Annotated in this window: 21 protein-coding genes and 1 riboswitch; of the genes, 19 read left to right on the top strand and 2 right to left on the bottom strand. The window is 53.5% G+C overall.

Annotated elements, in window-relative coordinates; translation table 11 throughout:
• Positions 1-433: 433 nt before the first annotated feature.
• Entirely contained in the window at positions 434-1,762 is a 1,329-nt protein-coding gene (locus LBW89_RS25110) for a hemolysin family protein (RefSeq protein ID WP_148449727.1), read from the bottom strand.
• Positions 1,763-1,928: 166 nt separating this feature from the next.
• Here LBW89_RS25110 and hrpB point away from each other — a divergent pair, with 166 nt between their 5' ends.
• The 13 genes from hrpB to LBW89_RS25045 all read left to right on the top strand — a co-directional run bounded on the left by hrpB (position 1,929) and on the right by LBW89_RS25045 (position 18,199).
• Positions 1,929-4,484 carry an ATP-dependent helicase HrpB gene (gene hrpB / locus LBW89_RS25105; protein ID WP_225040739.1) on the top strand — a complete coding sequence of 852 codons (2,556 nt, stop codon included), beginning with the start codon at positions 1,929-1,931 and terminating at the stop codon, positions 4,482-4,484.
• A gap of 72 nt (positions 4,485-4,556) precedes the next feature.
• Entirely contained in the window at positions 4,557-5,099 is a 543-nt protein-coding gene (locus tag LBW89_RS25100) for a general stress protein (RefSeq protein ID WP_148449726.1), read from the top strand.
• 372 nt (positions 5,100-5,471) lie between these two features.
• Positions 5,472-5,972, top strand: coding sequence for a PTS glucose transporter subunit IIA (locus tag LBW89_RS25095; RefSeq protein ID WP_148449725.1), 501 nt, complete (start codon positions 5,472-5,474; stop codon positions 5,970-5,972).
• Positions 5,973-5,999: 27 nt separating this feature from the next.
• Complete coding sequence (gene nagE, locus LBW89_RS25090; RefSeq protein WP_148449724.1) at positions 6,000-7,454, top strand: N-acetylglucosamine-specific PTS transporter subunit IIBC; 1,455 nt, start codon at positions 6,000-6,002, stop codon at positions 7,452-7,454.
• A gap of 150 nt (positions 7,455-7,604) precedes the next feature.
• Positions 7,605-8,339, top strand: a complete 735-nt coding sequence (locus tag LBW89_RS25085; protein WP_148449723.1) for a GntR family transcriptional regulator — start codon at positions 7,605-7,607, stop codon at positions 8,337-8,339.
• 253 nt (positions 8,340-8,592) lie between these two features.
• Positions 8,593-10,056, top strand: coding sequence for an APC family permease (locus tag LBW89_RS25080; RefSeq protein WP_148449722.1), 1,464 nt, complete (start codon positions 8,593-8,595; stop codon positions 10,054-10,056).
• Positions 10,028-11,020 carry an ROK family protein gene (locus tag LBW89_RS25075; RefSeq protein ID WP_170286991.1) on the top strand — a complete coding sequence of 331 codons (993 nt, stop codon included), beginning with the start codon at positions 10,028-10,030 and terminating at the stop codon, positions 11,018-11,020. Before LBW89_RS25080 ends, LBW89_RS25075 begins: the two co-directional genes overlap by 29 nt.
• A 15-nt stretch (positions 11,021-11,035) precedes the next feature.
• Positions 11,036-11,758 (top strand): SIS domain-containing protein, encoded by a 723-nt coding sequence (locus tag LBW89_RS25070; RefSeq protein ID WP_148449720.1) that lies wholly within the window; start codon positions 11,036-11,038, stop codon positions 11,756-11,758.
• Between the two features lie 11 nt (positions 11,759-11,769).
• Positions 11,770-13,155 carry an NTP transferase domain-containing protein gene (locus tag LBW89_RS27785; RefSeq protein ID WP_148449719.1) on the top strand — a complete coding sequence of 462 codons (1,386 nt, stop codon included), beginning with the start codon at positions 11,770-11,772 and terminating at the stop codon, positions 13,153-13,155.
• Between the two features lie 583 nt (positions 13,156-13,738).
• Positions 13,739-14,101 carry a helix-turn-helix transcriptional regulator gene (locus LBW89_RS25060; protein WP_148449718.1) on the top strand — a complete coding sequence of 121 codons (363 nt, stop codon included), beginning with the start codon at positions 13,739-13,741 and terminating at the stop codon, positions 14,099-14,101.
• Positions 14,102-14,174: 73 nt separating this feature from the next.
• Positions 14,175-14,376: riboswitch (cobalamin riboswitch) on the top strand.
• A 156-nt stretch (positions 14,377-14,532) separates the two neighbouring features.
• Positions 14,533-16,827 (top strand): 5-methyltetrahydropteroyltriglutamate--homocysteine S-methyltransferase, encoded by a 2,295-nt coding sequence (gene metE / locus LBW89_RS25055; RefSeq protein ID WP_148449717.1) that lies wholly within the window; start codon positions 14,533-14,535, stop codon positions 16,825-16,827.
• Positions 16,828-16,932: 105 nt separating this feature from the next.
• Entirely contained in the window at positions 16,933-17,559 is a 627-nt protein-coding gene (locus LBW89_RS25050) for an FMN-dependent NADH-azoreductase (protein WP_148449716.1), read from the top strand.
• A gap of 139 nt (positions 17,560-17,698) precedes the next feature.
• The gene (locus tag LBW89_RS25045; RefSeq protein ID WP_148449715.1) at positions 17,699-18,199 is read left to right on the top strand and encodes a metal-dependent hydrolase; all 501 of its coding nucleotides are present in this window, start codon (positions 17,699-17,701) and stop codon (positions 18,197-18,199) included.
• Here the strand turns inward: LBW89_RS25045 and LBW89_RS25040 are convergent.
• Positions 18,177-19,067: a putative RNA methyltransferase gene (locus tag LBW89_RS25040; protein ID WP_170286990.1), complete on the bottom strand. Its 891-nt coding sequence runs from the start codon at positions 19,065-19,067 to the stop codon at positions 18,177-18,179. The genes LBW89_RS25045 and LBW89_RS25040 overlap by 23 nt on opposite strands.
• 376 nt (positions 19,068-19,443) lie before the next feature.
• On the opposite strand from LBW89_RS25040, the gene LBW89_RS25035 reads away from it, so the two are divergent.
• Genes LBW89_RS25035 through LBW89_RS25010 form a run of 6 tightly spaced genes read left to right on the top strand, consistent with a single transcriptional unit; the run spans position 19,444 to position 23,656 of the window.
• Positions 19,444-19,659, top strand: coding sequence for a hypothetical protein (locus LBW89_RS25035; RefSeq protein WP_148449713.1), 216 nt, complete (start codon positions 19,444-19,446; stop codon positions 19,657-19,659).
• A 24-nt stretch (positions 19,660-19,683) separates the two neighbouring features.
• Positions 19,684-20,400: a hypothetical protein gene (locus LBW89_RS25030; RefSeq protein ID WP_148449712.1), complete on the top strand. Its 717-nt coding sequence runs from the start codon at positions 19,684-19,686 to the stop codon at positions 20,398-20,400.
• Positions 20,397-21,593 (top strand): glutathionylspermidine synthase family protein, encoded by a 1,197-nt coding sequence (locus tag LBW89_RS25025; RefSeq protein WP_148449711.1) that lies wholly within the window; start codon positions 20,397-20,399, stop codon positions 21,591-21,593. The genes LBW89_RS25030 and LBW89_RS25025 overlap by 4 nt, the downstream gene beginning before the upstream one ends.
• Positions 21,594-22,220 carry a hypothetical protein gene (locus LBW89_RS25020; protein WP_148449710.1) on the top strand — a complete coding sequence of 209 codons (627 nt, stop codon included), beginning with the start codon at positions 21,594-21,596 and terminating at the stop codon, positions 22,218-22,220. It abuts the gene before it with no gap.
• The gene (locus LBW89_RS25015) at positions 22,220-22,612 is read left to right on the top strand and encodes a DUF350 domain-containing protein (protein WP_148449709.1); all 393 of its coding nucleotides are present in this window, start codon (positions 22,220-22,222) and stop codon (positions 22,610-22,612) included. Before LBW89_RS25020 ends, LBW89_RS25015 begins: the two co-directional genes overlap by 1 nt.
• 27 nt (positions 22,613-22,639) lie before the next feature.
• Positions 22,640-23,656: a potassium channel protein gene (locus LBW89_RS25010; protein ID WP_148449708.1), complete on the top strand. Its 1,017-nt coding sequence runs from the start codon at positions 22,640-22,642 to the stop codon at positions 23,654-23,656.
• Positions 23,657-23,769: the final 113 nt, after the last annotated feature.

The following is a 23,769-nucleotide window of genomic DNA, read 5'->3' as shown; positions in this document are numbered from 1 at the left end:
TAATTCATCAAGAAATCCGGGAGCAACAGCGATCGGAAGAACATTTCACCCGGCTGCCTCTATCCCTCCATCATTAGTTCAACTCATTACGACTAACTGATGTTAAGGTTTTTGCAAGTTTAATGTGGTGTGAGCCCAAAAATCAGGTTTTTGCCCGACTTTCTCTAAAATAAGGCCCCAAAAGACCGCTATTTCACGGCAAATAGCCAAATTCGACAAAAATAGCGCCGCAAAAGACCCTTATCCACCAGCCAGAGTTCAAAGAGAGGCGGTTACGGCCTAGCAGAAGACCCTTCGGGTTAATGCAGCGCTAGTGGTATATCGGCTAGAAGGCCGAACGGTTGGGCTTTATATGTCGGAACGTATCTCCGAAACGATTTCAAATCCTTCCACAGCGCCAATTCTTTAGTTCAACCTATATAGGTTGAAATCGTTATAATTGCGAATGGTTGAATTCACCGGCTTCCTCGACCTTTTCGATCTCAATTTTTCGAATCCGGCTGCCTTCGCTTTCAAGCACTGTAAATGAAAAATCGCCATATTGAAGGCGGGTGCCTTCGGCAATATCCGTATCATGACCGTACACCCAGCCGCCGATCGTGTCGGTTTCTTCCTCCTCCAGGTCCGTGGACAGCAGGTCGTTGATCCGGACGATCGACACTTTGCCGTCCACAATGAGATGATTCTCGCTCAGTACGGTGATTTCCTGCTCTTCCTCGAGATCGAACTCATCGCGGATATCCCCGACGATTTCCTCCAGGAGATCCTCGATCGTTACCATGCCCGAGGTGCCGCCGTATTCGTCGATCAGCAGAGCGATATGGGACCGTTCTTTCTGCATCCGGGACAGGAGGGAGGTTAAAGGGATATTCTCCGGAGCCGTCATTACGGGACGAACCAGGGACGCCAGCGGCAAATCCGGCTGATCCCCATGGGTGAGGAACAGCTGCTTTGTGTTGATGACGCCGATGATATCATCCTTGTTTTCCCGAATGACCGGAAAACGCGTATATTGTTCGGTTTTGATAATTTCCAGATTTTCTTCCCGGCTTTTATTAGCGTACAGGCATACCATATCCGTTCGGGGAACCATGATATCCTTGGCGGTGAGCTCGTCAAACGCGAAGATCCGGCTCATGTAGCGATATTCGTCGGTGGTGATCTCCCCGTGCTTAAAACTTTGGCTGATCAGGGCTTGAAGTTCTTCTTCGGAATGCGCTTCACCGTCACCTGGCCCCCCTTTCAGTCCGAGCAAGGAGACGATCCGCCCGGAAGAGACATTAAGCAGCCAAACCAGCGGGGACATGAGTCCCGTAAACCACAGCAGCGGACGCGAGGCGGCCAGGGCGAAGGTTTCGCCTTTTTGGGCGGCGAGAACCCGCGGAACCAGCGCGCCGAGCACAACGTGCAGATACGTGATGACGAGAAACGCGATAATAAAGGCCAAGATGCTTTCCAGCCGGTTTGGCAGAGTAAAGAACCGAAAGAGCGGATGAAGCCAAGCCTTCGCGAGCGGTTGCGCGAGCCAGCCGAGAAACAGCGACGTCATGGTGACGCCCAACTGGCATGCCGAAAGCGCCTGCTGCGGCCGCTGCATCAATCGCGCGAGCGGAACCGCGGATCTGCGGTTCTCCCGTACCAGGGAATTGACCCTGCCGGGACGAAGCCCGCGGAGTGAGTATTCCGTAACGACAAAAAATGAAGTTAGTGCCACCAGCACCAGAATTAGCAAGAGATTAACCCATGTACCGCTCGGACTCATGATTTTCCGATAACCTCCCTGATTCAGAGACCATTTAATTATACAAAGGGGAACTGCCCGCTTCAAAGTGCGCCTTCCGAGGAAGGGATATGTTAAAATTGAATTCACGCAAGGACGTTTCGTAGTGACGACTTGGAGTATAGTGTAACCCCGATAGGAGAGAAAGATGAGAAAACAAGCGATGCCTATAGATGTAGTTCTTCCGGAGCTGAAAAACGCCCTGGAGAGCCGAGGGACGGCTGTCCTGCTGGCCGAACCGGGAGCGGGCAAAACGACGAGAACGTCCCTGGAACTTCTTCAGGAGCCCTGGCTAGCGAGACAACAAATTCTGCTGCTGGAGCCGCGGCGGCTGGCAGCGAGAGCGGCAGCTTTCTACATGGCCAAGCAGCTGAATGAGCCGGTGGGAGAAACGGTAGGGTACCGGATCCGGACGGAAGCCCGGGTTTCTTCACGGACGCGGATTACGGTCGTGACGGAGGGGATTTTGACCCGGATGCTGCAGCGGGACCCGACATTGGACGGAACGGGGCTCGTGATCTTCGACGAATTTCATGAGCGCAGCATCCATGCCGATTTGGGGCTGGCTCTTGTTTTGCAGAGCCGCCAGCTGCTGCGCGAGGATTTGCGCGTCCTCGTCATGTCCGCCACGCTGGACGCGGAGCCGGTGTCGGCGCTGCTCGGAGATGCGCCGGTGGTGCGAAGCCGGGGACGGATGTACCCGGTGGAAACGGTATTTGTTCCCCGTTCGCGTGAGGAAACGCCGGAGGCGGCGGTGGTGCGGACGGTACAGCGGGCGCTGGCCGAGCAGGATGGCGGCCTGCTCGTGTTCCTGCCCGGCGCGCGGGAAATCCGCCGGGTTCAGTCGACCTTGGCGGGACGCGTTCCGGGGAACGTGATCGTCGCTCCGCTGTTCGGGGCGCTGCCGCAGGATCAGCAGCAGCGCGCGATCGAACCTGCGCCGGACGGGCAGCGCAAGGTCGTTCTGGCGACGTCGATCGCCGAGACGAGCCTGACCGTGTCCGGCATCACGGTGGTCATCGACACGGGGCTGCGCCGGACCTCGCTGTTTTCGCCGCGCACCGGCATGAGCCGGCTCGTCACGGTGCGGGCGGCCCGCGACGCGGCCGATCAGCGGCGCGGCCGCGCGGGGCGCACCGCACCCGGGGTCTGCTACCGCCTGTGGAGCGAGGCGGAGGACCGGGTGCTGCCCGAGAGCACGCCTCCGGAAATGCTGGAGGCGGACCTGACGCCGCTGGCGCTGGAGCTCGCGGCCTGGGGAGCGGCTGCGCCGGACGAGCTGGCCTGGCTCGATCCGCCGCCGGCCGCGCCGTACTCGCAAGCGGTGGGGCTCCTGCGGCAGCTCGGCGCGCTGGACGGGGCCGGCCGGATCACCGGCCACGGCCGGCGCATGGCCGAGCTCGGCCTGCACCCGCGGCTCGCGCATATGCTGCTGCGCGCGCAGCCGCTCGGCCTCGGGCGGGCCGCCTGCCGCCTGGCCGCGCTGCTGGAGGAGCCCGGTCTGCTCAAAGACCGGGCCGGGAGCGGCGACGGCGACCTGCGCAGCCGGCTCGCCGTGCTCATGGCCGCGGCCGGAGAGCCCGGCCCGCGGGAGGGCGGCGCGCCCGCCGGGGACGAGCCGGCAGGCGGCGGGGACATCGAGCGGCTGCTGACGGTCAGCCGCCAGTGGGAGCGCAGCCTGGCGTCGTTCTCCGCCGGCACCCCATCGCCCGGCGAGGAGCGGGACTACCGGAGGTATTGCGGGCTGCTCGTTTCCTTCGCTTACCCGGATCGGATCGCCATGCGCCGGGCGGACGGACGCTACCTGCTGCGGAGCGGCAGGGGGGCCGTTTTTGCCCGACCGCCACAGACCTTGGCGGCCGAACCGTTCCTGGCGATCGCCGATGTGGACGACGAAGGGGCCGAGGGCCGGATTCGGCTGGCCGCCCCGTTCGAGGAGAGCTGGCTGGCCGATTATTACGCGGATGACCTGCAGGTCGAAAGATCCGCGGAGTGGGATGATGCGGCCGGCGCGGTGCGCGCCCGGGTCCGGCATAGGTTCGGCGCCATCGTGCTGAAGGAACTGCCGGATCCCAAGCCTTCTTCCGAGATGATCACCAAGGCGCTCCTGCGCGTCGTGGCGGAACAAGGGTCGCGGATCCTGCCCTGGAACTCCAAAAACCGGCAGCTCCAGGCGCGAATCCTGTTTCTCCGCCGGCTTGACGAAAGCTGGCCCGATGTGTCGGACGAAGCGCTTGCCGCCGAGGCGGAGGACTGGTTCGGGCCGTATCTCTCCGGTTTTCGGAAAAAATCCGATCTAAAGACTTTGCCCCTTTCGGCCATACTGGAAAACCGGTTAGGCTGGCAGCGAACGCAGGAACTGAATAAAGAGGCTCCCACGCATCTGGTCGTCCCCAGCGGGTCGCGAATTCCGGTGCAATACGAGGGACCGCAAGCTCCATATGTCGCCGTTCGTCTGCAGGAGGTGTTCGGTCTTCTGGAGACGCCACGGATCGGCTTCGGCAAAGTGCCCGTCACCCTGCACCTTCTGTCTCCCGCAAGCAGGCCCGTCCAGGTTACCTCGGATTTGAGAAGCTTCTGGGAAGGCACTTACTTTGAAGTCAAAAAAGATCTCAAAGGGCGTTATCCGAAGCATTATTGGCCGGACGACCCCTTTGCGGCGACCGCGACCCGGCGGGTTCGACCGGAAGGCGGAGTGAAATAGACGGCTGGTGGTTAAAATCCCTGTTCCTCGGGTAATGAAAGGGAAACCAGGAACTCAAGGAGGCTGATCACCATGAGCAAAAAAATAGTTGGCGTATTCGATAACGAAAGAGAAGCGACGGCAGCGATAGAGTCCTTGCAGCGACAAGGGTTTTCGGCGGAAGAAATCTCCGTGCTTTCCCGCGACCGCCGGGATCGTGAAGCGATTCAGGACGAAACCGGAAGCAAGGCGCCTGAAGGTGTAGCCGTGGGGGCGACAACAGGCGGCGTGCTGGGCGGCGTCGCGGGGTTGCTGGCAGGGATCGGCGCGCTCGCCATTCCCGGCATCGGCCCGGTTGTGGCGGCGGGACCGATCGCGGCCGCGTTGACCGGCATGGCGGCCGGCGCCGGTGCGGGAGGCTTGGCCGGCGGCCTGATTGGCCTCGGCATCCCGGAAGACGAGGCCAAAGCCTACGAGAATTATCTCGACGAAGGAAAGATTCTGGTGCTGGTCGATGAAGATGAGCGCAGCGTGGGCGTATACGACACGTTCCGGACCAACCGTTCGCTGAATTCCGATATTTACGCTTCAGGTTTGGCGGACCCGTATCGCGAAGATCCTTCCAGCCGCTTGTAATATTTGATTCCTTCCATTGTGATATTTAATAAATGAGTCATACACCGGCGTTATTCAGCCGCCTTGTTCACCGAAAGACAACGCTTTCAAAAAACGGTTGACGAACGCAGACCCTTGATCTATGATAATAACAAATCATAAAACCGATTTCATACGGCGTGTTACCGTTAATGAACTAATGGGCATAAGCCAAGAGAAGTTAACCTAATTTTTAGGTTTCTTCTCTTGGCTTTTTTTGTTGCCTGAGGGAATGCATACCGGGAACCGTTGGACATAATACTAGTTCATGTCATGATGCGATCGGGAATTAAGCTTACGGCTAAGGAGCGGTCGCTCCGCGCCTTGAACCGGGCGGGATAGGAGAGATTTGATATGTTCGCAAAATGGAGAAAAAAATCTGCTGAGAGCAAAACGGTTGAGGTTTGCGCCCCTTTAACGGGCCGGGCTGTTCCCTTGTCGGAAGTACCCGATGAAGCTTTTGCCGGAGGTTATATGGGTCAGGGGGTGGCGATCGAACCTACGGTAGGGGTCCTTATCGCGCCGTTTAACGGAAAGGTTGCGCATGTCATCAAGTCCAATCATGCCGTTATGCTCGAAAACGAAAGCGGTCTGCAATTTTTGTTCCACCTGGGCATCAATACGGTTTCTTTGAAAGGGGAGGGGTTTACATCCCACGTGGCTGTGGGAGATCGGGTGAAGACCGGCGACACGCTGATCGAATTCGATCTCGACAAAATGAAAAACGCCGGTTTTCCGGTGATTTCACCGATCATCGTGACGAACGCCGCGGAGACGACGACTCATTTGGAGATGTTCACCGGACCTGTGACGGCAGGCAAAGACGTCGTGCTTAAGGCGGCATTGAAATCCTAATTTATTATAAGGAAGGATGATTGCTTTATGCTGGCTTTTCTCCAAAAGATAGGGAAGTCCTTAATGCTGCCGGTCGCCACCTTACCTGCGGCGGCCATATTGCTTCGATTCGGGAGTATCGATTACATTAAAGACTTTCATATGGGGGGAGGGGTCGGAGGATTTCTTAACACTTATGTCGCCCCGTTCCTGGCAGCCGGCGGGGGAACGATTTTCGATAACCTGCCCTTAATCTTCGCGGTAGGGGTAGCGATAGGTTTGGCGGGAGACGCGGTTGCGGCTCTATCGGCCGTGATCGGGCAGTTGATTCTGCTGAATGTCCTGGAACGTGTTCCTGGTATTTTTCCGGAATTAATGAATTCCCCGGACACCAAACTGAATATGGGGGTGCTGGGCGGGATTCTCGTCGGCTGTATCTCGGCTTATCTTTACAAAAAGTATCATAATATCAAGCTGCCGGATTGGCTGGGCTTCTTTGGGGGGAAACGGTTTGTCCCTATGATAACGGCGCTGACCATGGTTGTGGTCGGACTGATATGCGGTCTCATCTGGGGGCCGATCCAAAGTGCGCTCGATGTGTTCGGCAATTGGGTGACAGGTCTTGGAGGGATCGGCTCGGCGGTCCATATTATCGCCAATCGCCTGCTTGTCCCCTTCGGCCTGCATCACATTATCAACTCGATTGTCTGGTTCCAGATCGGCGATTTTACGAACGCGGCCGGAGAAGTGGTCCATGGCGACCTGACCCGATTCTTTGCCGGAGATAAAACCGCCGGGATGTTTATGACCGGTTTCTTCCCCGTTATGATGTTCGGGCTTCCGGCCGCCGCTTTTGCCATGATCCATACGGCGAAGCCGGAAAGACGCAAAACCGTGGCCTCGATCTTTATCGGCACCGCCTTTGCTTCGTTCCTTACCGGGATTACGGAGCCGCTCGAATTCGCGTTTATGTTCGTAGCTCCCGTGTTGTATGGAGTACATGTGGTGCTTTCGGGTCTGGCCGCTTACGTAACCTACGCGCTTGGGATGAAGCTCGGTTTCGGGTTCTCGGCCGGTTTTATCGATTACGCCATCAACTATCAGCTTTCGACCAAGCCGCTGTTGTTGATTCCGGTAGGTTTGGTTTTTGCCATCCTGTACTATGTACTTTTCAGGTTCCTCATTGTTAAAATGGATCTGAAAACACCAGGTCGGGAGGATGAAATTTTGGAATCGGAAGCCAATCAAGATCGATCCGCAACTATCGGGGACAGCCGCGCCGCTAAAATTTTGACAGAGATCGGCGGGCCGTCCAATATTGAGTCCGTGGATGCGTGCATTACCCGTCTGCGGTTAGTGGTGAAGGACGATAAGGCCGTCAACGACGCCGCATTGAAACTGCTCGGCGCCTCCGGGGTCATGAGACTCGGCAAGGGAGCGGTCCAGGTAGTGTTCGGACCCCAGTCCGAAGCGATCAAAGACGAAATCAAAAAAATGCTTTAAACGTGCAAAAGGGGGAGTTCCGAATGTGAATTGGGAACTCCCCCGCAATCTTTCTCCTTGGAAAAAAACTTGACGATATGCTATAATGCATGCGACTATGACGATGCGTTACAAATTGCCAAGTTGTTTGCCGATGGAGGATAGGATTCGATGGACACTTCAGATGAGTTGAAACCGTTATATCGTATTATTTCCGATAAAATAAATCACGATATACGGGAAGGAAAATATTCGGATCATTTGCCTCCTCAAAATGAGCTTGCGATCATTTACGAGGTGGGCCGAAGCACCATAAGAGAATCTCTTCGTCACCTGGAAGAACAGGGGATTATTCAGGTCAGACACGGGGCCAGTACGAAAATACTGGTTTCGGGCCCCGCTTGCAAACTTAAGCCCGGACTTGAATCGTTCATCGGCGTATCGAAAGTGATCGAGGATTCAGGGTTTGTGCCTTCCACCTCGTATATGAATTTACGAAGAACACATGCTTCCAAGCTGTTTTTTCCGGATTTTTCCGGCATGTCGGTGATTGTATTGGAGCGCGTCAGAACCGCCGACGGCAAACCCGTCGTATTCTCGATTGATGTTTTTAAAGATGAGGGACTGGCGATAGATGAGCTGGAAACTTATCTGAAGAATGGCTCGCTATTGGAGTACTTAAAGGGAAAAGGTTTGTTGATCAGCTTTGCGGAAACAACCGTCCGGGCGATGGCGGCGGACCAAACGGTCAGTCAAAGGCTTGATATTCGCCTAGGCGAACCTGTTTTATTGTTGGAAGAGGTTTGCTACGACTCCAACGGAAATATTGCGATAACGTCAAATGATTACTATCATCCGCAGTCGGTTAATTTCAGAGTGATTCGCCGTGCCGAGAACATGAAGTAGAACCCCAATCTTTCAACGATTTGAAGCCAAAGCCGCGTGAGCGGCTTTTTTTGTTGCCAAAAAAATGTTGCAGAGAAAAGGAATCATGATATAATCAACTCATCTGAAGAGTTTAAGATTATAGATTCTTTAGACATCATATTTGTAATGTCGCTAAAAGAAAAAACCAGTGAGGGAGGGACAGCCGTGTAGATCGTTCAAGTCCTGGTGAAAGCGGTAACATTTTTTGGGCCATATTGAAAGGGGGATTCGTATGAGTGAACTTAAGAAGAATGCAATAAGTTGGCCGGGTGCCATCGCCATGTCGATTGCGATTATGGCTCCCGCTGCAGGAATGATGTTTGCCCCGCAGGTTGTCGCACAACGAGCCGGCGGTGCTGTGCCCCTCGCATTTATTGTTTCGTTAATCGGCTCTCTCTTTGTCGCTAATACAATCGTTCAATTTGCCAAAAGATTGCCCCATGCCGGCTCATTTTTCGCCTATAATTCGGCGGGACTCGGCAAAGTTGCCGGATTTGTCTCAGGTTGGCTGTTGTTCAGCGGATATTTTGTATTTTATCCCCAAAATTTGCTGGCCGCGGCATTTTTCACGTCTTCCGTATGCAAGTCGCTGCTCGGCATTGAGCTCAACTGGATTTTAGTCGCTCTACTGTTTGCTGGGATCATTTGGTGGTTATCGCTGCGGGGGATAAGCAACTCGATGAAAACGGATATGTTTTTCGTTGCCTTTGAGGTGTTGGTTCTCCTCCTCTTGGCGGTTTTCATTATTGTCAAAGGCGGGGCGGAAGGAAACACCTTGTCCGTATTTACGCCGCAGCATTCGCCGACAAGCTGGGGTGGCGTTTTCTTCGGAATGATCTTCGCCATGATGACCTTTATGGGGTTTGAATCGGCGGCTACCGTTGCCGAAGAAACGTCGAATCCGCGTAAAAATATTCCCAAGGCGATCTGGGGCTCGGTAATCGGGGTCGGCATTTTCTATATCTTTATGACTTATGCGATGGCCATCGGCTATGGCCCAAGCAAGGGGGCGGACTTTGCCGCAGCGACCATCCCGATGGAGGACCTGGCAAGCAGATACGTCGGCTCGGGCATGCGCTGGGCGGTCGATATAGCGGGAATTCTCAGCGCCTTTGCCGTAAGTTTGGCACTAAACAATGCGACGGTGCGAGTGATTTTTGCCATGGGACGCGACGGTGTTCTGCCGAAATTTTTCGGCAAAATCGATCCCAAACTCTCGGCCCCCAAAAATTCAATTCATACGGTATCCCTGTGTACGATCATCCTGGCTCTTACGATCGGCATTTTATTCGGCCCCTATCCAAATGGCTACGGCTTTCTGGGATCTTTTGGAACATTGCCTATTTTGCTCTTATATGTGATTGCTTCCATTTCGTTATACCGATTTATGAAAAGGCACGATCCCTTACATTTTAATTGGTGGATTCATGCCATCACACCGGGGATCGGCGGATTGTTCATGCTGCTGCCGATTTACGGAACTTTATTTCCACTGCCGACTTGGCCTTATAATCTGATTTTACTGCTAGTCGCAATTTACATTGCGGTCGGAGTGATTTGCGGCTTCTTGTTGAGAAAGAAGGGCGGAGACATGCTGGACCGCCTTGAGAAGATCATGAACCATGCGGGGGATGAACGACCTGATGAACTTGAAGGATTCAAAAAAAATGATACAAGAATCAACCCGGAAGCATGAAGTTTTGTATGGTGTGGTTGATATCGGAGGCACAAAAATAATAGCGGGAATTGCTTCCGACGACGCTCTTTTAGCGACGAAACGCATCTCTACGGATGCTTTGAAAGGCCCCGACGATATTACCAAGCGTATCGCCGCCACTCTTACCGAGCTTAAAGAGGAATTGAATCTGTCCGGCAGTACCTTGTCGGGAATCGGCGTCAGTGTGCCGGGGCCGCTAAACACGAAAGAAGGAATCGTGCATTTTACCGGAAATCTGAAGTGGGTCAACTATCCGGTGGCTGAGCGGCTCCGGGCGGAGTGCGGCGGAATTAGCGTGCACATCGACGACGACGGGAATTGCGCCGGCCTCGGTGAAGCCTGGTACGGTGCGGGCCGAGGTATGAAGCAAATGGTGTATATCACGGTAAGTACGGGGATCGGCGGAGCTGTGATTATAGACGGCCAAGTGTACCGCGGCCACCAGGATTTGGCGGGGGAAATCGGGCATATGACGATAATCCCTAACGGTCCTTTATGCTCCTGCGGAAATTATGGTTGTTTGGAGGCGATAGCTTCGGGCACCGCGATCGGGCTGCAAGGTAAACAACTGCTTTTGCAAGGGAAATCGGATATCGTCGCGAGTTTGTCCAACGGCCGGATGGATGAGGTGTCGGCAGAGACCGTTTTTTTAGCGGCCGAACAAGGGGATTCGGCATGTCAGACCATTATCCGGAATGCAGGAACATATCTGGGGATTGCAGCAGCCAATTTGGCGCATGTGCTAAACCCTGAAGCCATCATTTTCGGAGGGGGGGTGATGCAGCAGAGCGCCGTGCTGTTTCCGATTATTGCCTCCGAAATGAACAGACATTTATTTAAGATTCAGCAGGACCGAATTCAGGTAAAAGCTGCGGAGCTGGGAGATAAGAGCGGGTTATGGGGAGCGAAACGACTCATTGCGAGTTTAACTAAAAAAATATAATGGAGGAAAAACAAGATGAACATAATTCAAACCTATGGCGAATTCTTGATGGAGCACTTGAAGGAGGCGGTTCTTAACCAGCAGGAAAATATCCTGCAAGCGGCGCAAATCGTGAAAAAGTCGATACTGGCCGGAGGACGATTTTACGTTTTCGGCAGCGGACATTCTCATATGATTGCGGAAGAACTGTATAACAGAGCGGGCGGTTTGGCATTAATTAAAGCGATTCTGGAACCCAGTTTGATGCTCCATGAAGAGCCCAATAAGAGCACTTATCTGGAACGCCTTGAAGGATATGCCGAGGTGCTGCTCAAGCTGAAAGAAGTCGGAAACCAGGATACGGTTATGATCGTCTCCAATTCCGGCCGGAACCCTGTCGTCGTGGAAATGGCCATCAAAGCGCGCGAAATGGGGGCGGCCGTTATTGCCATGACCAGCATGTCGCATTCTTCGCAAGTCACTTCGCGCCATCAAAGCGGCAAGAAATTGTATGAATTAGCCGATGTCATTTTGGACAACGGCGCCGAAAAGGGCGACGCCGCATTCCGCGTGAACGGGTTGGAAACGCCTACGGGGCCGACATCCAGCTTTGCCGGCATCGCATTGGCGCAAACCCTGTTGGTGACGATTTTAAATGAATTGGTGGAAGCGGGGTTCGAGCCGCCCGTTTTTAAGAGCAGCAATTTAGATGGTGCCGACCAATACAACGATCAATTGTTTAAAACCTACGTAAAGTGAGGCCGGGTTAAGTGAAAACTGCGATTATACTTGCTGCTGGAAAGGGCTCCAAGCTATGGCCCTACAATGAATATTGGCCGAAAGCCGCTTTGCCGGTTGCCGGCCAGTCTGTTCTCTCGCGAATGATCGGTCATCTGAAGAGTCTGTCTATGGAACGCATTATCGTTGCGGCGGACTATCTCGACAAGCGTTTGAAATCGCTGTGCCACGGAATCGAAGGTGTAGAAGTAGTGTCGGTGTCGGCTCCGCAAGGGACGGCGGACACGTTGGAACGGTTGCTGCCGATGGTTACTGACGAAAAGGTGCTGATTGTTTACGGGGATATCGTTACGACGCAAGCGGCAATGCAAAAGTTTATTCGTCAATCGTCCGATTCCGGAAGCGATGCGGATCTTCTGGTTAAACCGCTGGATCAGGAGCGGACGCAAGATTGGTTCTGCGCCAACGTCAGCGACAAGGAGGTGCTGCAGATTTATGGACATCCGCGTCCGCACTACGTAAATCATCGGTTATTGGGTGTTTATGCAGCCAGAACGGCGGCTCTGCAATCCGCACTAACTCAAAATCCCGGGTTTATGACCCATGTGAATGTCGGTATGATGCCGCCGATGGAAGCGGCGCTTGAGCAGTCGTTACAGATCATGATCGAAGCCGGTTGTCGCGTAACCGCGCATTGCGCAGAAACCGCCGTGATCGATATAGATAAACCGTGGCATTTATTGCAGGCCGCTCATCTTGTATTGGACCACGAAATTAAAACTCTCATGGAGAGCAGCATCCCGGATTCCGCCGTCATTCATCCGTCTGCCGAGATCAAAGGACAGGTTATCCTGGGCGAAGGGGTGATTGTTGGCAGGAACGTGCAAATTAAAGGAAATGCCGTCATCGGTAAGGGAACGATTATCGAGAATGGAGCGATTATAGGCGCCAATTCGGTAATCGGCGCCGACTGCGTTATTACGGACTACTGTAAAATCGGGGATTTCAGCGTTATCGGCAACCGGAATCGTATCGGTCATTGCGCCGAATTTGAAGGAATCACGTTTGATAATGTGAGCTTTACTCACTATGGGGAAGTTTTCGGCGTTGTCGGCACTTCCACCGATATCGCGGCCGGGGTTACGATCGGCGTACTGCGTTTTGACGATTTGCCGCAAATGCAGAAGGTGCAAGGCAGAACGGAGTTTCCGGAAAAGTTCGGAAATGCCGTTTATTTTGGCGACTATACAAGGACAGGTATCGCGTCGCTATATATGCCCGGTGTCAAAATCGGTTCCAACAGCGTGATCGGACCGGCTGTGCTGGTGGAGCAGGATGTTCCGTCGCGCACCTTGCTTCACCTGGATCAACAACAGCTCGTAAAAAAAGCATGGGGCCCTCATCGTTATGGCTGGTAACACCCCCAGGATGGATCTTTGCCTTTTGTGAGAATCACGCTTATGGCGGTGATCGGGATTAAACTGAAGACAGGTCATGTGCGACCTGCAGCGATAACTGGTCAGCGGAAGGTCCGGCGGAAGCGACCGGCAGAATGTTAAATCAAAAAGCGCGGATCGCCAAGGAAACAGGTTGGCGTCCGCGCTTTTAGTATGGCTTTTTAGCTGTATCCCAGCTCTCGTTTGGCCTGATCGGTGCCCCGGGTTTGCCGACGCCCCCTTTCATTTTGAGCAGGCCCAAAAGGGACGTGGGCTAGAAAGTGGCATGCAGGACGAAAAAGGCAATCGGAACGACTATTGTGATATTAATCACTTGAACGAAGCTGTTTTTATGAACCCGGACGATTTTCTATTTATATAATTTCAATATATGAAAAATTCATAATAGAAAAACAGACCTAAACGTATCCAGCAACTTCGATTTTAACAGTTCCTATCCACGTACCTTGAAAACTTACATCTACAGTAATAACAGCGCAGCTTCCCCGGTTGTACAAATTTTACACTTCAGTTATATTGGTCATAAGAAACAGGGGTGAGGGCTATGGCATTTATGATTGCACAGCGGGCTTACTTGAAATTATTTTTGATCACGAAAGTGGAGCAGCGCAGGGGATACGGTTATCAAATGCTGGAGGAACTAAAAGAAGAGTTCAAACCGTTTGGCTATGTGCCGCCGCAGAGTGAAATTTACCGGGCCCTTCACGAATTGGTGCAGGAGGGGATTCTTTACCGGACCAAGCATTTGAAAGGCAATGATCCCAGCGTCGATTTTCAGGAAATCGTGCTGTACCATTTTACCGATGACGGGGCGGAAAAAGCCAAGCTTTACAAAAAGCAGGTCAAAACGGATCTCGACCGCTGTATCGGTATGCTTAATAAAGCGGTAGCGGATAATTTTAATTAATATAGTAGATTCCGATAAGATTACTGTTGAATTATGCCGTAACATCCGTTAGTATTTAGTTCATACTTAAAAATTGCATAATGTGGGAAGAGGTGCTTCAGCCGCGGTTGAAGCTTAAAAGGGAAGACCGGTGAAATGCCGGCGCGGTCCCGCCACTGTAACGGAGGAGCCGCCATGCGTGAAATGGCCACTGGTGTCGGAAAGACACTGGGAAGGCTGCATGGTCGGCGCTAAACTCCGAAGCCAGGAGACCTGCCTCTTTCGGCAACACTGCTGTACCTACGGGAGATAGGGAGGTGTTAAAGATTCGAACCATCGGACAACTATACGAAGGTCTTCTTTAGCATAGCCTAGAGAAGGCCTTTTTTATTTTACCGCGTTAACGCATTTACTATCATTTATCGAGAGACTAGTTGAGGAGGCTTTATATTATGAGTAGAATTACGAGCGGAAATTTGGGTTTCCCCAGAATCGGCAAGCAGCGGGAATGGAAAAAAGCGATCGAGGCGTACTGGAGCGGAAAGCTAGAGGAGGCGGAGCTTCACCGGCAGTTGGCCGAAATCCGCAGCGAGCATTGGAAGTTGCAAAAGAATAAAGGGATTGATTGGATCCCGGTCGGTGACTTTTCCTATTATGATCAGGTATTGGACACTGCCGTGATGTTTGGGCTCGTCCCCGAACGTTTCGAATACGACGGAGGACCGGTTCCGCTCGAGACCTACTATGCGGTGGCCAGAGGCAGCAAAACCGCCGCGGCCAGCGAGATGACCAAATGGTTTAATACGAACTACCATTATATCGTCCCCGAGCTCGGGAACAGGGAACCTGAGCTTACGGCCAATCTTCCGCTGCAGGCCTATCGTGAAGCCAAAGAGAAGTTGGGGATCGACGGCAAGCCGGTCGTTCTCGGATTGTACTCTTTCCTGAAGCTGTCCAAAGGGGCGTCCGGCAACCTGCGGGAATGGAGCCAAAAATTGTTGCCGTTGTATGTCCGCGTTTTGCGCGAGCTGGAGCAGGAAGGAGCCGCGTGGATCCAAGTCGACGAACCGGGGCTTGTAACCTTCGTATCGGATGAGGACCTGGCGCTGCTTCAGGATATCTATCGGACGATTTCGGCGGAGGTACCGCAAGCGCGGATTCTGCTGCAAACCTATTTTGACGCCGTTGAACGCTACGAGGAAATCGTCGCTCTCCCGGTGCGCGGGATTGGGCTGGATTTCGTGCATGGCCGGGAAGGGAACCTGCAGGCTCTGCGGCAGCATGGTTTTCCGGGCGGCAAGACGCTGGCGGCGGGAGTGGTGGACGGCCGCAACATTTGGCGGTCCGATCTGCCGGCCGTGCAGGCTTTTATCGACGAGATCGCCGGGCTGCTGGCGGACGATTCCGACCTGATCATACAGCCTTCCTGCAGTCTCTTGCATGTACCGGTATCGGCACAAGGAGAAGACGGTTTGCCTGGGGTGCTTAAGGATGCCATGGCCTTTGCGGAAGAGAAGCTGGAGGAAATCGCGGCTTTACGCCAAGCGCTGCATGGCGAAAACCCGGCCTTGCTGGCCGAAAGCCGCCAGGCCCTGGAACGCTTGAACGCGGACCCTTCGCGCAGCCGCAAGAACGTCCAGGAGGCGGTGAACCGTATCGCGCAGCAGCCGGCCGAACGGCTCAGCCCGTTTGAAATTCGCCACACGGAGCAGCAGCGCGTATGGAACCTGCCGCTTCTGCCGACCACGACGATCGGGAGCTTTCCGCAAACCGCCGAAGTGCGCGCGGCCCGCCAAAAGTGGCGCAAAGGCGAATGGACGACCGAGCGGTATGACGAATTCATCCGGGAGGAGATCCGGACCTGGATCGGGATTCAAGAGGACATCGGCCTGGACGTACTGGTTCACGGAGAGTTTGAGCGGACGGATATGGTTGAGTTTTTCGGGGAAAAACTGCCGGGGTTTGCGTTTACCAAGGGAGGTTGGGTCCAATCCTACGGTACCCGCTGCGTGAAGCCCCCGCTCATTTACGGCGACGTGGAGTTCGACCGTCCGATGACGGTCAAGGAGACCGCATTCGCCCAGTCATTGACCTCGAAACCGGTCAAAGGCATGCTGACGGGGCCAGTCACGGTATTGAATTGGTCGTTTGTCCGCAGCGACTTACCGCGTGAGACGGTAGCTTATCAGATCGCCCTGGCGCTTCGCAAAGAAGTGGAGGCTTTGGAAGAGGCCGGGATTACGATGATCCAGGTCGATGAACCCGCGCTCCGGGAGGGATTCCCGCTGAAGCCGGCCGACCGTGGGGCCTATATCGACTGGGCGGTAAAAGCGTTCAAAATCACGACATCTTCAGTTCGGGATACTACGCAAATTCATACGCACATGTGTTATTGCGAGTTCCACGACATGATCGATGCGATTCGGGATCTGGATGCCGACGTGATCTCCATCGAGACGTCACGCAGTCACGGAGAGCTGATTCAGAGCTTCGAAGAGAATACTTATCCGCTCGGCATCGGGCTTGGAGTGTATGATATCCACAGTCCGCGGGTGCCTTCCGAAGAGGAAATGATGGCGATGGTCCGCCGGGCGCTGCAAGTGCTTGATCCGAAGCTGTTCTGGATCAATCCGGATTGCGGGCTGAAAACCCGCGGAAGGGAAGAAACCGTAGCGGCGCTGAAAAATATGGTTTCGGCCGCCAAGCGCAGCCGGGAAGCGATCGGTTCGTCCATCCCCGTTAATTAAGTTATGACAAACAACATTTGACATAGTGGATATTGCTCTGTTACTATACTAAATATAGTACAAGAATATTAGTTAGTTTAAATATTTTTTTGGAGGGAAACCATTATGTCACATGTTTTGTTTGTTAAAGCCAATAACCGCCCGGCCGAACAGTCGGCAACGGTCAAGTTGTATGAAAGCTTCCTGAAAACGTACCGTGAGACGCATCCCGATGATCTGATTACCGAACTGAACTTGTTCGAAGCCGAACTTCCATACTACGACAACGATATGTTGAACGGATTGTTCAAGCTGGGCAAGGGAATGCCGGTTACTCCGGAAGAACAGAAAGCGGCCGATTTGGCAAACACATACCTGGATCAGTTCTTGAACGCCGAAAAAGTCGTTTTCGCTTTCCCGTTGTGGAACTTCACGATTCCGGCTCAACTGCTGACCTACCTGTTCTATTTGAATCAAGCGGGCAAAACGTTTAAATATACGGAGCAAGGACCTGTCGGTCTGGTAGGAGACAAGAAAGTTGCCCTCCTGCAGGCGCGCGGCGGCGTTTATTCCGAAGGTCCGGCAGCGGCGGCGGAAATGTCCATGAAGTACATGCTGACCACGCTGGGCTTCTGGGGCATTCAAAACCCGGAAACCGTAATTGTGGAAGGGCACAACCAATTCCCCGATCGCGCGGAGTCCATTATCCAGGACGGTGTGAAACGTGCGGCTGAGCTGGCTGCCAAATTCTAATTTAACATTGAAAAGGGCCTATCCGCTCGAGATGTGATCTCGGCGGATAGGCCTTTTTTTCATTTTGACGAGACAATGCGATCATATGTTTGGTATAATCCACTTTACAATCATGGATAAGCTTGGAGGAATTCGTTTTATGTTGCAGAAAACCCATAGTCTTGCCGGTCTGCTTGCCGCCGAAGGTGTGCTGGCCTATTATCATCAGCCGTTGTTTAGCTGGGAAGGCGCGGCGGCGCTGACGATCGGCTGCCTTGCCGGACCGTTGGCGGATATCGACAAGAAAGGATCGACGATGGCCAAGCTGCTGCTGCCTTTGTCCTGGATTCTCCAATTGGCTAAGGTTAAGCACAGAACGTTGACGCACTCGCTTCTGTTCATTTTGGCGCTTGGCAGTCTTTTGTCCGCTTTACCAGCGTTCTTCTTCTGGACTTTTATTCTTGCTTACGCTTCCCACACCCTGATCGATATGTTCAACGATCAAGGTGTTGCGCTGCTTTGGCCCTGGAACCGGAAATTTCGGCTTGTTCCCAAATTCCTGGCGATCGAGACCGGGTCTTTCACCGAAGGCGTCTTCCGTTTGCTGCTCGGGGCAGCGGTTGTGATCTATCCGGTTCTCAACTACGCTTCCGTCCTATAAGCAGGATCAGATCGACGGTTACGGTGAGACGGTCCAGCTTGGCGGCCTTGCGGCGAGCTTCGGAATCGGCCCCCCAGGACAGCGGGGTCATGGCGATCAGATGCTCGAGCAAAGGCGGTTGAACCTCACGTCGATACGTCAAGCGGGAGGACTCCTCCAGCCGGAAGAGGTTTTGCAGCCGATGCCGGGTTTCGGCCTCTAGGCTGGATTCTTTGCGGCTGCCCGGATGAAGAAGTTCCCGCAGTTCCCGAAGATAGTCGGGACCGGGAATCACCTTGACCAGCAGGCCACCCTGGGTAAGGACCCGGTGAAACTCCCCGTAATTGGATGGGGAGAGGATGTTGAGAACGCCGTCGAAGCTGCGGTCGGAGAGCGGGCTTTCCGCCAAGTTGGCCACGAACCAGGTAAGTCCGCTATGCCGCTTGGCGGCAAGCGCGATGCCTTCTTTGGAAATGTCCAGCCCGACTCCTGTCACCTGTTGGTCGCTTAAGGCGGAAATTTGCTCGGCGATGGCCGCCAAATGCGAACCTTCCCCGCACCCGGCGTCAAGAAGTGAAAGGCCCCTGCGTTGGTTCGGCAGAGTTTCCAGCAGCATCGCGGAGATGCGACCGGTTAACGGGGCGAACCATCCGCTTCGGCTAACCTCCGCCCGCGAGGTAAACAAGGCGTTCCCGTATTTGGTTTCTATAGGTTTTCGTAAAAAGTTTACATAGCCGTATTTGGATATATCAAAGGTATGTTTTTGTTGACAGATCAAGCTCTTTCCGCCGGCGACATGAAGCGGCTCCCGGCAAACCGGGCAGCGGAGAAGCGAAACTTGGCCGGAGAGCCGTCCTGCGGCTAACTCCTGCTTTTGCGATGGACTCACGTATATGCACCCCATTCATTCGTTTAATTGAACGAAAAAGGCACAGTCAAATAAACCGGGCATAATTTACAAAAATACCCAGCTTGTTCGATCTGCACCTTTTATCGACGATAACGAATGAATTGAATGATCATGGCGAATCTCCGTTCTATAATATTGATGGCATATTAGCCCCATCTATTATAACACTAGTGCTCCGTCTGACAAATCTTAATGTCCGGCAAAAATAACTTCTTGGCAAGCTCTCCCAAGTTGACTATGATGAAAAAAGGGCTTTTTACACTAAGGAAAGTTATGGGATCGTGTCATGAATTGAAACCATCCGACATGATTTTCGTAACATAACATAGCTTAACGAAAGGGAAGGGGAGTATTGATGGAAAACAACATGAGTGTCAAAATGTTCGAGAAGTTGCCTGACGGCGAGATTCAGCAAATCGACGAGCGCGTTTGGACTCCGGTTATGATTACCGCATTGGAGCATGCGAACTATATAGTGGTTGGCGGCAGGGAATTTGAAGCTGTCGAGGGACGGCTGAACGTCGATGAAGGAAAACTGGAGCTCCTGCTGGTGCCAGTCCGAAACGAGTAGGCTTTGGGAAAGGAGGAATTCGTTTTGGCAGAAGATAAAAAAAAGGTAGCGGAAGCCGCCGAATCCAAACTGTTGACGCCGGACGGTAAACCGCTTCGCGTCTTGTCGACTTCGCTGGGAATCGCGCTGCTGGCGAACGCTTTTCTTGTCCCCGCGGGTACCGCCGAGGCGACCGGGGCAGCGAGCGGCGACGAACCCAAGCTTGTGGCTTGGTCGACCGAAGAGGTCAAGGCGTACTTTGACAAGAACGTCGACTGGAATCTTCCGATTCCGTTCGAGGAGGAAGAGCGCAAGGAGGCTCCGGCAGGCTCCGGAGACAGCAGCACAGGTTCCGGCGGAACGACGGTCATTAACAATTACGGAGGGTATGGAACCGGCTTCGGCTGGGACGATATGCTCCTTTACCACCTGTTGTTTAACAGCGGTTCCAACTACTCATCGAGCGGTTGGCACAAGAATCATGGCGGGTACTACGCGGGTACGTCCACCCCGTATAAACCCCGTTCCTATTCCAGCGGCGCTTTCCAGAACAAACCTGTAGCCGGTTCGGTGGTCCCTCCGAAAACATCGACTTCAACGAAGGGTTCGATCGTACGGCGTTCGACATCTTCAAGTCCGGGCGGAATCGGCGGTAAATCCAGCGGCCTTGGATCATCTTCCAGTTCGAAATCCAGCAGCAAAAGCTCCATATCGGGATCCTCCAGCAGATCGAGTTCGGGCAAAGGATTTTTTGGCGGATGACCGACAGAGTATTCGAAGTAACGGGCGAGCCGGATCCCGATCGGGCCGGGCGGGTAAAACAGCTTTACGAGCTCGGGTTTACCTGGGCGGATTTGGAGGACGAAGCTTACTGGATCGACCAGATCGTTTGGATGAGGCAACCCGTTTATGAAGAATTGATGCATGCTTCCCGCATGCTGTGGATGATCCTTGATAAAGCGGTCCGATATGTGCACCGCAGACCGGATCTTTACGGACTGCTCGGCATTCCGCCTTTGCTGTGGGAAATGCTCGACGGCGAGCTTTTGGCCGAACCCGGGTTAATCAGCAGGTACGCAAGGTTCGATTTTGCCGTGGCTCACGACGGGAGTATCAAGCTGCTGGAGCTGAATGCGGATACGCCGACCGGCTATGTGGAGGCTTCGATCGCCACCCCTTGGATTTTGAGCCAGGCGGGGGCTTCCTCACCGAATGAGGTGATGAAAGATCTGGTGGCGGCGGCATGGGCCGTCGAGGAACCGGAAAGTGCGGCGTGCGTCGCTTATGGCAGTCATTTGGAGGACTCGGGAACGATCGAGGCTTTGGTTCGGCACAGCGGGCGAACGATGACTTGCGAGGATTGCTTGGAATTATGGTTCGATAACGGCTATTTGAAAAATAAGGACGGAAAAGTGATAAACCGTCTGTTCGCATTGTATCCCAAAGAATGGATGGCGGTGGACGATGCGGGGGAAGCGATGGCCTATGCGATCGAATCCGGCCGTCTGACCTTGTTCAACCCGCCTCACAGCCTGCTGCTCCAATCCAAGGGGCTGCTTGCCGCGGTCTGGGGTCTTTACGAGCTCGGGCTGCTGTTTGATGAGGAAGAGCGCCAAGCCATCGAAGCATATATGCTGCCGACATACAACAAGCCGGTATTCTCCGGAAACTTCGTATCCAAATCGATGTTCGGGCGGGAGGGCGGCTCCGTCCGCATGTTTGACGAGACCGGACATCTGGAGATTGAGGATGAAGAAGGGTTTGACAGCAGCGTGTTGTTCCCTTCGGTTTATCAGAAGCGGGCGGAGCTCGCCAAAATCGAAACGGCTGAAGGAGAGCTGCATTTGTTGACCGGTGTGTTTGTGATCAACGGCACCCCTTGCGGTTTGCTGGGCCGTGCGGGCGGTCCGATTACGGGCAATGCCAGTCATTTTATTGCGATAGGAGTGAAATAAATGAGGTTCAAGCGTTTGCTGGGATGGGTTCTGACCGGATGCATGTTCCTGGTTCTGCTCAGCGCCTGCGGAGGGCAATCCAGCGTTTTCCATACGGATTCGGGGGCCGAGTCCACACTGACTTCTGTTCGGGTTCCTTGGGATTACAGAATTCAGGAAGGGACCGTTGGAGATTTAGTGGGCAGCGATATGACGGTACTCCCCGACAACGAACTGCTGCCGAACGACAATAACTACGGGACAGGGGACAAAGTTTGGGTCCTGCAGTTTATGGACGCCGAGCTGACGACGGATGAGAACCAGAAGAATGAAGTCCGTTTGTCCGCCTGGAATACGATCAAGTCTTATCCCGATAAGGCGGCCGCCGATAAAGACCTCGCGGAACTCAAAGTATCCGTCACGACGAATGTGAATCTGGTCGGCGTTTACAAGACCGAGTATCAAGGGAAAACCAGAAATTTCGCCGTCTTGGAACTCCCTTCCGGAAACCGGATCAAGCAGCCGATTGACGACGCCAGATACAAAGCTTTGGAAAAAGCAAAAACAGCCTCGGTGATTCTGGAGGAAGTTCACGATTTTGCCGATTATGATTCGGCTTTTGCGAAATTTAGGGGGTGGGCAAAGTGATGACGATTGTTATTAATATTCTCGTAAGCGTTGCGGTAATCATCGGGCTGCAATTGCTTGGCATGCTGATTTTCAGCTGGATGACGCCTTATAAAGATATGGAAGAGCTGAAGAAGGGGAATAAAGCGGCCGCACTGGCGATGGGCGGCAAGTTTATGGGCACGGCGATCGTTTTGGGGATCGCCGCTTATACGAATACGTCCATTTGGTTCATGATCCTTTGGTTTGCCGTAGGATACGTTTGTCTGATCGCAGCCTACTGGATTTTTGAACTGGTCACCCCGGGCTTTAAAATATCCGAGCAATTACAGCAAGGTAATGTGGCCGTAGGAATTTTTCTCTGCCTGGTGTTTATCGGAACCGCATTTGCCGTCAGCAGCCTTATCATCTGACGGAAACATTCGGGGAGGGGCATGGACGTGCACTTTTTTCTTCGAATAACTACGAAGCTGATGCGCATGCCAAAGACAACCATCGGTATGGTCATCCTGGGCTTCGTTCTGTTTAGCGCTACCGTCGCTTATCTGTTGGAGCCCGGTACATTTGGAACCTGGTTTAACGCGGCCTATTGGGTCTTAACGACCATGGCGACGGTGGGATACGGCGATTATTTTGCGAAAACCGTGGCGGGAAAAGTATTTACGATCTTTTTGTATATCTTCGGTATTGGACTGCTCAGTCTGGTCATCGGCAGAACCATCGATTCCATGGGCAGTATCCAACGGCAGAGAGGAGCCGGGACTTTGAGCTATCGGGGCAGCCATCATATTATTCTGATTAATTGGAACAAAAAGGCGCAAGCGGCGGTAGAGGAAATCATGAGCTACACGCCTGCCGGCCAAATCGTCATCATCGACGAAAGCAGCCGACATCCTCTGGAGCATCTGCATCAGGTTCATTTTATCAGTGGTGATCCCTCGTCCGACGAGATTCTGGCAAAGGCTAACCTTTCGGAAGCCAGGGCGGCGATTATTTTTGCGGATTCGCGGATTGAGGAAGCGTCGTTGATCGACGGAAAGTCCTTGCTGGTGGCTTCCAGCATCGAGCGCATTGCCCCTCATGTACATACCACAGTAGAAATCACGCAGGAGAAAAATATTCAAAATTTTAGACATGTTCAAATCAACGAATTCGTACTATCGCACGATGCGATTTCCCGGTTAGCGGTAAGGTCGGCCCTGCAGGAAGGCAATCCCGAGGTAATTCGGCAGCTGCTTAGCCGCCAGCATGGCGCCGATATTTATGAAGTTCCGGGAAACACGAAGTGGAAAACATACCGGGACGCCTTCATGGACCTCCTGAGCCAGGGTGCGACCTTGTTGGCGGACCGCAACGACTTGGCGATCAACCGCAAGCTGGATGAGCCGATTCCACCGGAGGCGAGGCTGTATATCGTCGCGGATGAGGCGACGTTTCGCCGGATTTCAGGCGTATAACACGATTCAATAATACACAGCGTTCTCTATAGCCCCCCGGCAAAAAAGCCGGGGGGATTTTGCTGGGTGAAATATATCAAGCAAATTGGGTAAAAGTACAGGGAACCAAATGT

Origin of the sequence: Paenibacillus sp. alder61, from assembly GCF_020179875.1 — a bacterium.
GTDB lineage: Bacteria > Bacillota > Bacilli > Paenibacillales > Paenibacillaceae > Fontibacillus > Fontibacillus faecis.
This window is presented reverse-complemented; position numbering and strand designations above follow the sequence as displayed.

Bases quoted from the DNA above. Each gene is read 5' to 3' on its own strand.
- LBW89_RS25035 (WP_148449713.1), top strand. From the start codon at position 19,444: ATGGAAAACAACATGAGTGTCAAAATGTTCGAGAAGTTGCCTGACGGC.
- LBW89_RS25050 (WP_148449716.1), top strand. From the start codon at position 16,933: ATGTCACATGTTTTGTTTGTTAAAGCCAATAACCGCCCGGCCGAACAG.
- hrpB (WP_225040739.1), top strand. From the start codon at position 1,929: ATGAGAAAACAAGCGATGCCTATAGATGTAGTTCTTCCGGAGCTGAAA.
- LBW89_RS25020 (WP_148449710.1), top strand. From the start codon at position 21,594: ATGAGGTTCAAGCGTTTGCTGGGATGGGTTCTGACCGGATGCATGTTC.
- LBW89_RS25095 (WP_148449725.1), top strand. From the start codon at position 5,472: ATGTTCGCAAAATGGAGAAAAAAATCTGCTGAGAGCAAAACGGTTGAG.
- LBW89_RS25015 (WP_148449709.1), top strand. From the start codon at position 22,220: ATGACGATTGTTATTAATATTCTCGTAAGCGTTGCGGTAATCATCGGG.
- LBW89_RS25110 (WP_148449727.1), bottom strand. From the start codon at position 1,762: ATGAGTCCGAGCGGTACATGGGTTAATCTCTTGCTAATTCTGGTGCTG.
- LBW89_RS25070 (WP_148449720.1), top strand. From the start codon at position 11,036: ATGAACATAATTCAAACCTATGGCGAATTCTTGATGGAGCACTTGAAG.
- LBW89_RS25060 (WP_148449718.1), top strand. From the start codon at position 13,739: ATGGCATTTATGATTGCACAGCGGGCTTACTTGAAATTATTTTTGATC.
- LBW89_RS25100 (WP_148449726.1), top strand. From the start codon at position 4,557: ATGAGCAAAAAAATAGTTGGCGTATTCGATAACGAAAGAGAAGCGACG.
- LBW89_RS25080 (WP_148449722.1), top strand. From the start codon at position 8,593: ATGAGTGAACTTAAGAAGAATGCAATAAGTTGGCCGGGTGCCATCGCC.
- LBW89_RS25085 (WP_148449723.1), top strand. From the start codon at position 7,605: ATGGACACTTCAGATGAGTTGAAACCGTTATATCGTATTATTTCCGAT.
- metE (WP_148449717.1), top strand. From the start codon at position 14,533: ATGAGTAGAATTACGAGCGGAAATTTGGGTTTCCCCAGAATCGGCAAG.
- nagE (WP_148449724.1), top strand. From the start codon at position 6,000: ATGCTGGCTTTTCTCCAAAAGATAGGGAAGTCCTTAATGCTGCCGGTC.
- LBW89_RS25025 (WP_148449711.1), top strand. From the start codon at position 20,397: ATGACCGACAGAGTATTCGAAGTAACGGGCGAGCCGGATCCCGATCGG.
- LBW89_RS25075 (WP_170286991.1), top strand. From the start codon at position 10,028: ATGATACAAGAATCAACCCGGAAGCATGAAGTTTTGTATGGTGTGGTT.
- LBW89_RS25045 (WP_148449715.1), top strand. From the start codon at position 17,699: ATGTTGCAGAAAACCCATAGTCTTGCCGGTCTGCTTGCCGCCGAAGGT.